The organism is Flavobacterium branchiarum (genome assembly GCF_030409845.1).
Lineage (GTDB): Bacteria > Bacteroidota > Bacteroidia > Flavobacteriales > Flavobacteriaceae > Flavobacterium > Flavobacterium branchiarum.
The window spans coordinates 617,957-631,527 of record NZ_JAUFQQ010000005.1 but is presented as its reverse complement, the minus strand read 5'-3'; the positions used below and the strand labels follow the sequence as shown (position 1 = coordinate 631,527).

Annotated in this window: 8 protein-coding genes; 4 read left to right on the top strand and 4 right to left on the bottom strand. The window is 33.4% G+C overall.

Translation table 11 applies throughout. The features are described from left to right. The first annotated feature begins 117 nt into the window (after nt 1-117). Complete coding sequence (locus tag QWY99_RS14715; RefSeq protein ID WP_290266356.1) at nt 118-2,889, top strand: bifunctional aconitate hydratase 2/2-methylisocitrate dehydratase; 2,772 nt, start codon at nt 118-120, stop codon at nt 2,887-2,889. Between the two features lie 125 nt (nt 2,890-3,014). Next, nucleotides 3,015-5,279, top strand: coding sequence for an aconitate hydratase (locus tag QWY99_RS14710; RefSeq protein WP_290266355.1), 2,265 nt, complete (start codon nt 3,015-3,017; stop codon nt 5,277-5,279). Between the two features lie 171 nt (nt 5,280-5,450). Here QWY99_RS14710 and QWY99_RS14705 read toward each other — a convergent pair whose 3' ends face one another. Further along, on the bottom strand, nt 5,451-6,791 hold the full coding sequence (locus QWY99_RS14705) for a Kelch repeat-containing protein (RefSeq protein ID WP_290266354.1): 1,341 nt from the start codon (nt 6,789-6,791) through the stop codon (nt 5,451-5,453). Between the two features lie 241 nt (nt 6,792-7,032). On the opposite strand from QWY99_RS14705, the gene QWY99_RS14700 reads away from it, so the two are divergent. Next, nucleotides 7,033-8,226 carry a C40 family peptidase gene (locus QWY99_RS14700; RefSeq protein ID WP_290266353.1) on the top strand — a complete coding sequence of 398 codons (1,194 nt, stop codon included), beginning with the start codon at nt 7,033-7,035 and terminating at the stop codon, nt 8,224-8,226. 44 nt (nt 8,227-8,270) lie between these two features. Here QWY99_RS14700 and QWY99_RS14695 read toward each other — a convergent pair whose 3' ends face one another. Continuing rightward, nucleotides 8,271-8,636: an iron chaperone gene (locus QWY99_RS14695; protein ID WP_290266352.1), complete on the bottom strand. Its 366-nt coding sequence runs from the start codon at nt 8,634-8,636 to the stop codon at nt 8,271-8,273. Between the two features lie 210 nt (nt 8,637-8,846). Beyond that, nucleotides 8,847-9,947 (bottom strand): glycosyltransferase family 9 protein, encoded by a 1,101-nt coding sequence (locus QWY99_RS14690; RefSeq protein WP_290266350.1) that lies wholly within the window; start codon nt 9,945-9,947, stop codon nt 8,847-8,849. Between the two features lie 479 nt (nt 9,948-10,426). Between QWY99_RS14690 and QWY99_RS14685 the strand changes: the two genes are divergently transcribed. After that, on the top strand, nt 10,427-11,836 hold the full coding sequence (locus tag QWY99_RS14685) for an APC family permease (RefSeq protein ID WP_290266348.1): 1,410 nt from the start codon (nt 10,427-10,429) through the stop codon (nt 11,834-11,836). Nucleotides 11,837-12,252: 416 nt separating this feature from the next. Here the strand turns inward: QWY99_RS14685 and ald are convergent, their stop codons facing one another. Next, nucleotides 12,253-13,371, bottom strand: a complete 1,119-nt coding sequence (gene ald, locus QWY99_RS14680; protein WP_290266347.1) for an alanine dehydrogenase — start codon at nt 13,369-13,371, stop codon at nt 12,253-12,255. Between the last annotated feature and the right edge of the window lie 200 nt (nt 13,372-13,571).

The window sequence follows — 13,571 nt, the reverse complement described above, 5'->3', positions numbered from 1 at the left end:
GTAAATCGTTATTTATAAATAATAATTTTTGAAAAGGCTACTTCTGTTATATTTTTTTTAATTGTCATCTTTAATTTTTAAATTTGCATACAAAAAAATAAAAGACTTATATATATTATGAATACTTATAACGATTACATTAAAGAGATCGAAGAACGCAAAGGTCAAGGTCTTCATCCAAAGCCTATCGATGGTGCTGAATTATTAAGCGAAATCATTGCTCAAATAAAAGATTTAGATAGCCCATTTCGAGAAGATTCTCTTAAGTTTTTTATTTACAACACACTGCCTGGAACTACCAGTGCTGCTGGTGAGAAAGCAAAGTTTTTAAAGGAAATTATTCTTGGCGAATCAGTATTAAAAGAGATTACACCAGCTTTTGCTTTTGAGTTATTGTCACACATGAAAGGTGGTCCTTCGATTGAGGTATTACTTGATTTAGCATTAGGAAATGATGTTGCTATCGCTAAAGAAGCGGCAAAGGTTCTTAAAACTCAGGTTTTCCTTTATGATGCTGATACGGATCGTTTGGTTGAAGCATTTAAAAATGGAAATGAAATAGTTAAAGATATTCTTGAAAGTTACGTTCAGGCAGAGTTTTTTACAAAACTGCCAGAAGTAGCCGATGAAGTTAAGATAGTTACTTATATTGCTGGTGAGGGAGATATTTCAACCGATTTACTTTCTCCAGGTAATCAGGCGCACTCACGTTCAGACCGTGAGCTTCATGGAAAATGTATGATTACTCCTGAAGCACAAGAGGAAATCAGAGCACTTCAAGCGGCTCATCCAGATAAAAGTGTGATGTTGATTGCTGAAAAAGGAACTATGGGAGTTGGGTCTTCAAGAATGTCAGGTGTAAACAACGTGGCTCTTTGGACTGGTAAGCAAGCAAGCCCATATATTCCTTTTGTTAATCTTGCTCCAATTGTAGGAGGAACAAACGGTATTTCTCCAATCTTCTTAACAACAGTTGATGTTACTGGAGGGATTGGTTTAGATCTTAAAAACTGGGTAAAAAAATTAGATGAAAACGGAAATCCAGTTCGTAATGAAAATGGAGATCCAGTTTTAGAAGAAGCGTACTCTGTTGCTACAGGTACTGTTCTTACAATAAACGTTAAGGAGAAGAAACTTTATAAAGAAGATCAAGAGTTAATTGATATTTCTAAGGCATTCACTCCTCAAAAAATGGAATTCATTAAAGCAGGTGGGTCGTATGCTATTGTATTCGGTAAAAAACTTCAAACATTTGCGGCTAAAACTCTAGGTGTTGCTATTCCAGCTGTTTACGCTCCATCAAAAGAAATTTCTAATGATGGTCAAGGACTGACTGCAGTAGAAAAAATATTCAACAGAAATGCTGTTGGAAATACACCGAACAAAGTATTACACGCTGGATCAGATGTTCGTGTAGAAGTTAATATCGTAGGTTCACAGGATACGACTGGTCTTATGACTGCTCAGGAATTAGAATCTATGGCGGCTACAGTAATTTCACCAATAGTTGATGGTGCTTACCAATCAGGTTGTCATACAGCTTCTGTATGGGATAAAAAAGCGCAGGCAAATATTCCAAAATTGATGAAATTCATGAACGATTTTGGTTTGATCACGGCACGTGACCCGAAAGGAGTTTATCATGCAATGACAGATGTAATTCATAAAGTACTTAATGATATTACTATAGACGAGTGGGCAATCATCATTGGTGGTGATTCACATACAAGAATGTCAAAAGGTGTTGCTTTTGGTGCTGACTCAGGAACAGTTGCTCTTGCTCTTGCTACAGGTGAGGCTTCAATGCCAATTCCAGAATCAGTAAAAGTGACATTCAAAGGAGATATGAAAAACTATATGGATTTCCGTGATGTGGTTCATGCTACACAAGCTCAGATGCTTCATAAATTTGGAGGAGAGAATGTGTTCCAAGGTAGAATCATCGAAGTTCATTTAGGGACTCTTAATGCTGATCAAGCTTTCACATTTACTGACTGGACTGCAGAGATGAAAGCGAAAGCTTCTATCTGTATTTCTGAAGATGCTACTTTAATTGAATCATTGGAAATTGCTAAAGGCAGAATCCAAATCATGATTGATAAAGGTATGGATAACGAAAATCAAGTTCTTCAAGGTTTGATTGATAAAGCAAATAAAAGAATAGCAGAAGTTATATCTGGAGAGAAACCAGCTTTAATTCCAGATGCTAATGCTAAGTATTATGCTGAAGTTGTTGTTGATCTTGATCTGATTGCAGAGCCAATGATTGCAGATCCAGATGTAAATAATATTGATGTTTCTAAGCGTTATACTCACGATACAATTAGACCGCTATCTTTTTACGGAGGAGATAAAAAAGTAGATCTTGGATTTATTGGATCTTGTATGGTGCATAAAGGCGACATGAAAATCCTTGCTCAAATGCTTAAGAATATCGAAGTACAATATGGTAAAGTTGAATTTAAAGCTCCTCTTGTAGTAGCTCCTCCAACATATAATATTGTAGATGAACTTAAAGCTGAAGGGGATTGGGAAGTTTTACAGAAATATTCAGGTTTTGAATTTAATGATAGTGCTCCAAAAGGTGCTGCTCGTACTGAATACGAAAAGATGTTATATTTAGAGCGTCCAGGATGTAATCTTTGTATGGGTAACCAAGAAAAAGCTGCAAAAGGAGATACTGTAATGGCAACTTCTACGCGTCTTTTTCAAGGAAGAGTTGTAGAAGATACCGAAGGTAAAAAAGGAGAATCTCTTCTTTCATCAACTCCGGTTGTTGTTCTGTCAACAATTTTAGGTAGAACACCGACAATTGAAGAATATAAAATTGCAGTAGAAGGAATCAATCTAACTAAGTTTGCACCTTCTCATAAGTTATTAGTGAAATAATCATATTATTACCTAATTATAATTTTAGAGCCCGAGTTATAAACTCGGGCTTTTTCTTTTATAGCTATCCAATTTTTTGTAACTTGGGGTGTTCAAAATTGAATAAAAAATAAAACAAGTATATTATGGCATTTGATATTGAAATGATTAAAAAAGTGTATGACAACATGCCAAGTCGTGTTGATAAAGCACGCGAAATTGTTGGTCGTCCACTTACTTTAACTGAGAAAATTTTGTACAATCACCTTTGGGATGGAATGCCGACTAAGGCTTTTGGAAGAGGGATTGATTATGTTGATTTTGCACCAGATCGTGTCGCATGTCAAGATGCAACGGCACAAATGGCATTATTGCAATTTATGCATGCAGGTAAATCAAAAGTAGCAGTTCCTACAACAGTACATTGTGATCACTTAATTCAGGCTAAAGTTGATGCAGTAACCGATTTGGCTAGAGCAAAAACACAAAGCAATGAAGTATTCGATTTTCTTTCATCAGTTTCTAATAAATACGGAATTGGTTTCTGGAAACCAGGAGCAGGAATTATTCACCAAGTAGTACTTGAGAATTATGCTTTTCCAGGCGGAATGATGATTGGAACAGATTCTCATACTGTAAATGCAGGAGGATTAGGGATGGTCGCTATTGGTGTTGGTGGAGCAGATGCAGTAGATGTTATGTCAGGAATGGCATGGGAATTAAAATTTCCTAAATTAATTGGAGTAAAATTGACTGGTAAGTTATCAGGATGGACAGCTCCTAAAGATGTTATCCTTAAAGTTGCTGGAATTCTTACTGTAAAAGGGGGAACAGGTGCAATTGTTGAATATTTTGGAGAAGGTGCTACTTCTATGTCATGTACAGGAAAAGGTACAATTTGTAATATGGGAGCAGAAATTGGAGCAACAACTTCAACTTTTGGATATGACGCTTCAATGAGTCGTTACCTACGTTCTACAAACAGAGCCGATGTTGCTGATGCTGCAGACAAAATAGCTCCATACTTAACAGGAGATCCTGAAGTATACGCAAATCCAGAAAAATATTTTGATCAAGTTATCGAAATTAACTTATCAGAATTAGAGCCACACTTAAACGGACCATTTACACCTGATTTAGCTACACCAATTTCTAAAATGAAAGAAGAGGCTATTAAAAATAACTGGCCGTTACAAATTCAAGTTGGTTTAATAGGTTCATGTACAAACTCTTCATACGAAGATATTGCTCGTGCAGCATCTTTGGCGAAGCAAGTTGCCGATAAAAAGTTAAAAGTTAAATCTGAGTTTACAATCACTCCGGGTTCAGAGGTAGTTCGTTCTACTATCGAAAGAGATGGGTTTATCGATACATTCCATAAAATTGGCGCAACAGTTTTTGCAAATGCATGCGGACCATGTATTGGTATGTGGGACAGAGAAGGAGCAGAGAAAGAAGAAAGAAATACAATCGTTCACTCTTTCAATCGTAACTTTTCAAAACGTGCCGATGGAAACCCGAATACATTAGCATTTGTAGGTTCTCCAGAGTTGGTGACTGCTATGGCAATTGCAGGAGATTTAAGCTTTAATCCATTAACAGATACTTTAATCAATGAAGATGGAGAAGAAGTAATGTTAGATGCTCCTACGGGGGATGAGTTGCCTGCAAAAGGATTTTATGCTGAAGATCCAGGTTTTCAAGCTCCAGCCGAAGATGGTTCAAATGTTCAAGTATCAGTGAGTCCAACTTCAGATCGTTTGCAGTTGCTAGCTCCGTTTGATGCCTGGGATGGTAAAAACATCATAGGAGCAAAATTACTCATCAAAGCATTCGGAAAATGTACAACAGATCATATTTCTATGGCTGGACCATGGTTACGTTTCCGTGGACACTTAGATAATATCTCTAATAATATGTTGATTGGTGCAGTAAACGCATTCAATCAAAAAACAAATTCAGTTAAAAATCAATTAACTGGAGCTTACGATGCAGTTCCTGCAGTTGCGCGTGCATACAAAGCGGCTGGAGTTCCATCTATTGTTGTGGGAGACCATAACTATGGAGAAGGTTCTTCACGTGAGCATGCGGCAATGGAGCCACGTTTCTTAGGAGTTAAAGCGGTATTAGTGAAATCTTTCGCTCGTATTCACGAAACAAACCTTAAGAAACAAGGACTTTTAGGACTGACATTTGCTAACGAAGCAGATTATGATAAAATCCAAGAAGACGATACAATCAATTTTATTGATTTAGTAGATTTTGCTCCAGGGAAACCATTGACGCTAGAATTTGTTCATGCAAATGGAACTAAGGATATAATCTTAGCAAATCACACCTATAATGAAGGACAAATTGGCTGGTTTGTAGCCGGTTCAGCATTAAACTTAATTGCTGCTGGAAAAGCATAATTAAAAGTTTAAATTATATTGTAAAACTCTCAAGGCAACTTGAGAGTTTTTTTATTAGGAGCTATTTCCAGCTATTCATTACAATCTTTATTGTTTTAAAGAAAAACAATAAAGGATTTTCATTGCTATCTGGGCTAGAGAGTTAGGTAATGGGATACTGTTTTTTTTAAACTATAAGAATTTGCTTCTATTGGGTTTAGTGATTTCAAATTCATCTAGATCAATGCTATAAACACTAGCCGATGGAGATCTAGAATAATCATTTTCAGTAAAGCCTCCAAGTAAATATAATTTGTTGTTAGAGTAATGTATTTTAGAAGCTTTTAATGGTAAGGAAATTAAAAATTCCTTTAACTGCTTGGTTAGGATATTGTATGTGAATATTTTTTCGTTTTCAAGGATATAAAGCATGTTATCATTGTAAGCTATTGCGGGTTTGCTTATTCCATAAAATAATACACCTTCAATTTGCCATTTTTCGGTAGTTAAATCAAAAGATTCAATTTCTGATAGAGGCAGTTTGTTAAAACCACCAACCAAATAAATTTTACTTCCTATTAAAAGTCCTTGTGTTTCTTTTGCGATAAGCATATCGGGTAAATCATACCAATAACCAGAACTGATATTATAAGAATGTGATTTTTTAGAATATTCTTTTGTTCCGTTTTCGCTCATTTTTATAGATCCTCCCATAACAATTATATTGTCATTATAGGAAATAGAGGCAAAATCGGCAGCTTGATGAGGATTAGTATTATCTGTCGTTATCGTTTCTTTGTTAAGATCAAAAACTTCAATTGTATTGTCCAAATACTCAAATTTACCATTGACAGAAGAGTTTTTTCCTCCTATAACATAGATTTTATTATCATAATAGTTGAGATTGTGATAGGCTCTTTTTTTGAATTTTATTTTAGATTGTTCCCAGCTATCTGTTTCTATATTGTAGATTAATAAAGTGTTTTTGTATAATTTTAAATTAGTTTGTCTTTTAAGCTCTTGGATATAATCATTTATAGTGAAGTCTGGTTTTGTGTATTTTAATTTTTTAAACGCATCTGATTCAAAGGAAGCGTCACCACCAATTAGGTATATTTTGTTGTCTTTTAAAATCGAACCAAAAGAAGAAATAGGGTATTTTAAAGGAGTTAATTTTGTATAAGCTATTTTTGACTGCCTCTTGCCTTTAGAAATAGTTACTCCATTTAAGATCTCTATTTCAGGGTCAAGTAAAATAGAGAAGTTGTTTTTTACTAATTCGGCAAAAGGAACTTTCTTAGCGATATAGCCTATGTGTGATATGTATAAAGTGTCAGTTTCTTGAGCTTTGCGTGGCATAACGAGTTTGAACTCCCCTTTTTCATTAGTAAGGCCTCTAGTGTTTGATTGCTTTAGGAATATATTTACACCTTCAATTGGTGCGTTATTTACTTTATAGGTTACGATTCCTTTTATATTTTGAGCGAATAGTAGGGCAGGCAATAGGATTAGAACGAAAATTAATTTTCTCAAAGAGTTATTATTTTAATTGATTTTACTCTATAAAAGTAAGAATTTATTCCTTTAAAAAAGAATTAAATTAATATAGAACGATTATTTTTTATGCGGAATTTGTTAATTTGAATATAAAGAGTTGTTAAAAATTAGCAATTTTTAGTTTAAAAAATTAAATTAGCTTTTTAAGTAATTTAGATAGTTGTAATTTGATATTTTGGTAAATCAAATTAGGATCTGTGAACGTAATTTGAGTAGCATGAAAAGTTTTGGACTAGTATTAGCGTTGTTTTTTTTTAGTTTTGGTGTTTTTTCACAAGAAAAATATATCAAGCACAAAATTACTAAAGGAGAGAATGTTAGTGTAATAGCAAAAAAATATAATGTTAAAGTAAAAGAAATTCTTGATTTAAATCCTAAAGCAAGTCAGTTATTGAAACTAAATTCAATCTTGCTAATTCCAAATTCACAGAAAACAATAGCTAATAAAGCAAAAAAGACCAAAGAAGTAATTGCAAGTAACGCAACAAATACTCTTCAAGAAACTACCACACATGAAATTCTAGCAAAAGAAACATTATATGGAATTTCAAAACAATACCAACTTACAGTTGAAGAACTTAAAAAAGCCAATCCTAAATTAGAAAGCGAAGGACTTAAAATTGGACAGCAAATTATAATTCCAGGAAATGCTAAGCCTGTTATTAAAACCAGTTCTCAAGAAGGAATAGCCTCAGTTGAGAATGTTGCAATTACGACAACTCAGCCAGAGATACTTGAAAAAACAATAGGAACTGAAATCGTACGGGAGGTTTTACCTAAAGAAACTAAATATGCAATTGCTAAACAATACGGACTTACAGTTGCTGAATTGGAAAAACAAAATCCATTTATAAAAAAGAGATTACCAGTAGGGTCTGTTTTAAAAATACATCCTTCAGGAACTTACGTTGAGAATAATGTACAAGAAGAAGCTAAAACTTCAATTGATAATACTGCTACTGCAGTAGTAGCAACAGTTGTAAAAGACACTGCTACAACAACAGGTATAAAATTCACTCATGGCTCAGACTTATTAAACCAGTTGGTTTTAAATGCAACCGAAAATGTAGGAGTTCGTTACCGCTCAGGTGGTACAACTAGATCAGGTTTTGATTGTTCAGGTTTAATGGTAACAACATTTGGTAGTTTTGATATTAAGTTACCTAGAAGTTCAATTGAACAATCTCGTATTGGGGTTAAAATAGCTTCAGAAGAAGCAAAAAAAGGAGATCTAATCTTCTTTAAAACAAACGGAAGACGACAGATAAATCATGTTGGTATGGTAATAGAAGCCAACGATGGAGAAATCAAATTCATTCATTCTTCAGTACACCGTGGTGTTATAGTGTCTTCTACAAAAGAGGCATATTACGAAAGAAACTTTACTCAAGTTAATCGCGTTTTAGAATAAAATAGCTTTTAAAGATATTCTCTAAATTACTTCCTTTAAAAAATCTACTTTTTTAATTTTTCTAAATTTTCTTTAACTCGAAAATTTACAATCTTGACTATTAAATCCAAAGGCATTGGTTTGTTTATTGGAAACTGAATTGAACCTTTCCCTGCTTTATAAGCAACTAACTCTTTTTGAAAAGCTTCATTTCCAGAAGGCATTGCATAAAAGCCAATATGATTCTTGAAAGTTGCAAAGTGTACTAAATTTCCATTAAGAGTAAAAGTAGGAATAGCATAACTTATTTTTTCTTCAGCATCAGGAGCTGCCTTTTTTATTGTTTGACGGACTTGCTCTAATATTTCCTGGATTTCAGTTGGGAAACTAGCTATATATTCATCAATGGTTTTAGGTTTAGAGATCATCATAGTTACTGGTTTTTAAATATAAGAAATCAAAAATGCAATCAAATAATTACAGTTGGCTAAGTATGTATTGAAAAGTATCATTTTGGATATTTTCTTTCAATGCTTTTTTATTGCCATCTTTAGGAAAGCTATATGCATTTCATTAGATTTAGTTTTCAAATTGTTATTCACGTAGTATTCATTTTTCTTTAAAGTTACTGAAGAAATCATTTAGGAGAAAGCAATAATTGTAGATGTAGTCGTAACTCTAAGTGATAAGTTATGACTGATCATGTATGCTATTATTTTTATAGATTGAAAAATAGAAGTTTTATTTGTGTTTATGGCCATACTGTGATTACAATAAGGCTCATATTTTTTTTGCTCAGAAATAGAGAATAAGCCAACTGTAGGTGTTTGTACAGCACTAGCTAAATGCATGATACCACAATCAGCTCCAATAAAAACTTCTGTATTTGCTATCAATGCTCCAATTTCCCGAATATCCTTACTGTAAAAATGAGGTGCTTTAAAATTGATTTGAGAGACATTCTCAATAGGTAAGATTTCAATAATATTGTAATCAGGGTATTTTGTTTTTAGTCTTTTATAAAATTTACTCCACCAAGATTTCGAATGACATTTATCGCCAGTAGCATAGGTGTAAATGCAAATTGTCTTTTTGTTATTGTCGATCAAGTTTTCTAATGTTTTTTTGCCCTCAGTAATTTCAGAATTACTTAATTTGAGGTTCAATGCCGAAATAGGAGTATTGCTTGGAGTAATACCGATTTCATTTAAAAAGCTTCTAAAATTATATACAGGGTACTTTGCAATATGTTCGTAATCATTGTATTTCAATTGTATATCTTCCGTAGTAGGGTCTCCAAAGAATTTGAATTTTGAATTTGAAAATTTTACTGATAACCTTCCTGATGAAGAGTTTTTATCAACATTAATTGCAATATCATAATGTTGTTTTCGAAGTGATATACAGACTTTAACATATTGAAGTAAGCTGTTGAAAGGCTTTTTAGGTAGTTGGATTATTTTATCGACATTGTCATAGTTTTCGAATAAAATAGGGGCTAAGCTTCCCTTTACGAATAAATCTATTTTGCATCCAGGAAATGTATTTATGACTTCTTCTAATAGAGGCGTAATTAATAATAAGTTTCCTAATCGAGCATTAGGTCTGGAAATTAAGACTCTTTTAATATCAGACTTAATGATTGAATTACTTTTTTTACTTGGTTTCGAATAACCAATATTTTTGGTTAAACGATGCATTAAATTGCGCCTTACTATGTTTATGCTTTTTAAGAATTTCATAGTGTAAATGGTATTTGTTAGACTTATTTTAATTAAAAACGAACAACTTATAATTCAAAAAGCAACGGGAACAGAAGACTGAATTAGAGAGAATTATTTTTAAATACTATTATAAAAGGACTCAACGAATTGTCTTTAAGGATGACTTTTTGTAAAGTTAATTTATTCATTTACAGTGTTTTTATATAATTTTTGATTTTTTTTATATGATTAAACGAAATTCTTTTTTTTAAAATAATTATCCGTTAAGCCTTGGTTACCTTATGATTAGGTTTTTAGTGCTTTGATTAAAATGGAGGAAGTAGTAATTTATTAAAATTTACAATTTGTGTATAATGCAAAGCAAAACAAACCTTTGTACTGTTTGAGTTTATGAACAAAACTGATATTCAGAGTTGCGATATAATCTAAAAATCAAGAGTCTAAAACTAAAATTTCCAAAAAAAGTATATCTTTAACCAACCAAAAAACCAAAATTGATGCAAGAAAACAAACCAGAAGATTTTAAAAGAGAGCTCGGATTATTAGATGGAACTATGCTTGTAGTGGGATCCATGATAGGTTCAGGAATATTTATTGTGAGTGCAGATATTACTCGGCAAGTGGGTTCTGCTGGTTGGCTAACTTTGATATGGCTAATTTCGGGATTAATTACAGTTATTGCAGCGGTGAGTTATGGAGAGCTTAGCGCTATGTTTCCTAAAGCTGGTGGCCAGTATGTTTACTTAAAAGAAGCTTATAATAAACTAATAGCTTTTCTGTATGGATGGAGTTTTTTTGCTGTTATCCAAACAGGTACAATTGCTGCTGTTGGAGTTGCTTTTGCAAAATTTGCAGCTTATCTCTATGAACCTTTTAGCGATGAGAATATTCTTTTTGAGATAGGCGCTTTTCGTTTAAATGCAGCTCAATTAGTTTCTATTGTCACGATTGTTTTTTTAACTTATATTAATAGCCGTGGTGTTAAGGACGGTAAAATTTTGCAGACTGTTTTAACAATTATCAAAATTTTATCTCTTTTAGGATTGATAGTTTTCGGATTAACATTAGGAGCTAAAGCTTCTGTTTGGGATGCTAATTGGGCAGATGCTTGGTCTGCACGTGCTTTTGATGCTGGTACTACTTCTTGGTTTCCTATTGGTGGTACAGCCTTAATTACTGGTATTTCGGCAGCTATGGTTGGATCTTTGTTCTCTAGTGATGCTTGGAATGGAGTAACTTTTATTGCGGGCGAAATTAAAAACCCAAAACGTAATGTAGGGCTTAGTTTGTTTTTAGGAACCTTTATTGTTGCTATTATCTATGTTCTTACCAATTTAATGTATCTGGCAGTTATTCCTTTGAACGAGATTGCAACAGCAAAGTCTGATAGGGTAGCAGTTGTAGCTTCTCAATATATTTTTGGAAATATAGGAACATTAATCATTGCAATTATGATTATGATCTCAACTTTTGCGTGTAACAATGGTTTAATCATGGCTGGCGCAAGAGTTTATTATACAATGGCTAAAGATGGTTTGTTTTTGAAGAAAGCAGCATTATTAAATGAAGCTAGTGTTCCTGCTTGGGCTTTATGGGTACAATGTGCCTGGGCTTCGGCTTTGTGTTTGACAGGGAAGTATGGGGACTTACTTGATTTTGTAATTATTATAGTTTTAATATTTTATATCCTGACGATATACGGAATCTTTATTTTACGCAAGAAAATGCCAAATGCAGAGAGACCATACAAAGCCTTTGGATATCCGTTTTTGCCTATCCTTTATATAGTAGTAGCTTCGGCTATTTGTATTTGTTTGTTGCTTACTAAATTTTCTACTTGCGGTTGGGGAGTTTTAATTATGTTGACAGGGATTCCTGTATATTATTTAACTAAGCCAAAAGAATAGATAAGTTTGTTTTAAATGAAATAGGCGAACTGGATGGATTATTTCGCAAAGATTCACAAAGAGATTCCGCAAAGGTTTTAAAACTGAAAACTGTGACTAAAAACTGTGACTATTTTTAAGCTGTATTGGTAGTTGTTTCGCAAAGATTCACAAAGAGATTCCGCAAAGGTTTTAAAACTGAAAACTGTGACTAAAAACTGCGACTGTTTTTAAGTTGTATTGGTAGTTGTTTCGCAAAGATTCACAAAGTGAATACGCAAAGTTTTTGAAACTGAAAACTGCGACTGAAAACTGCGACTGAAAGCTGGAGCTTGAAACTTGAAACTTGAAACAAAAAATCACCATCAATAAAAACAGAAAACCCGTCATATGACGGGTTTTCTAGTGTAGTAAGCACTTGTTATAATGTTGGGAAACTATACGTTTTCTAACACTAATTCTTCATTATAAGGAAGGTTCCAAGCTTCAGCAACTCCTTTGTAAAGAATTTTTCCGTTAGCAATATTTAATCCTTTTCTTAATTCTTCATTTTCGTTACATGCTTTTTGCCATCCTTTATTCGCTAATTGTAAAGCGTAAGGAAGAGTAGCATTAGTTAAAGCAAGTGTAGATGTGTAAGGTACAGCACCAGGCATATTAGCCACACAGTAATGTACGATATCATCAATAATAAAAGTTGGGTTTTCGTGAGTTGTAGGAGTACAAGTTTCAATACATCCACCTTGGTCAACAGCAACGTCTACAACAACAGTTCCTGGGCGCATTAATTTAAGCATATCACGAGTAACCAAGTTTGGTGCTTTTGCTCCTGGAATTAAAACAGCTCCAACTACTAAATCAGCATCAGCAATAGCTTTAGTGATGTTATAGTGATTAGACATTTGAGTGTTTACATTAGCAGGCATAATATCGTCTAATTGGCGTAGACGTGGTAAGCTAACATCCATAATAGTAACTTGAGCTCCTAAACCAGCAGCCATTTTTGCAGCTTGAGTACCTACAATTCCACCACCAAGTACTAATACTTTAGCAGGAGGAACTCCAGGAACACCACCTAAAAGGATTCCTCTTCCTTTTAATGGTTTCTCAAGATATTTAGCTCCTTGTTGGATAGACATACGTCCAGCAACTTCAGACATTGGAACTAATAATGGTAAACTACGATCTGTTTTCTCAACAGTTTCATAAGCTAAACATACAGCTCCTTTTTCGATCATAGCGTGTGTTAACGGCTCAGATGAAGCAAAGTGGAAGTATGTAAATAATAATTGATCTTTTTTGATTAAGTCATATTCAGAAGCAATAGGCTCTTTTACTTTAATGATCATTTCAGCTATAGCGTATACCTCTTCGATAGTTGCTAAAACCTGAGCTCCAGCTACAGTGTACTCCTCATCACTAAATCCACTTCCTAAACCTGCAGTTGCTTGAACGTAAACAACATGACCATGTTTTTTCATTTCAGAAACCCCAGCTGGTGTAACAGCTACACGGTTTTCGTTATTTTTGATTTCCTTTGGAACACCTATTATCATTTTCTAAGTTTTTTTTGTTTTTGTTAATTTTGTTTTACAAAGCTACATATAGAGAATATATTATTGATATTATGGTTATAATTAAGAAAATATTGTTTTTATTTAATATTTTTACAAAAAAATATTCTTTTTATGGACCTTTTAACTAGCGTAAAAAGAAAAAATGACTGATTATCAATAATTATTAGAAACACTTTTCA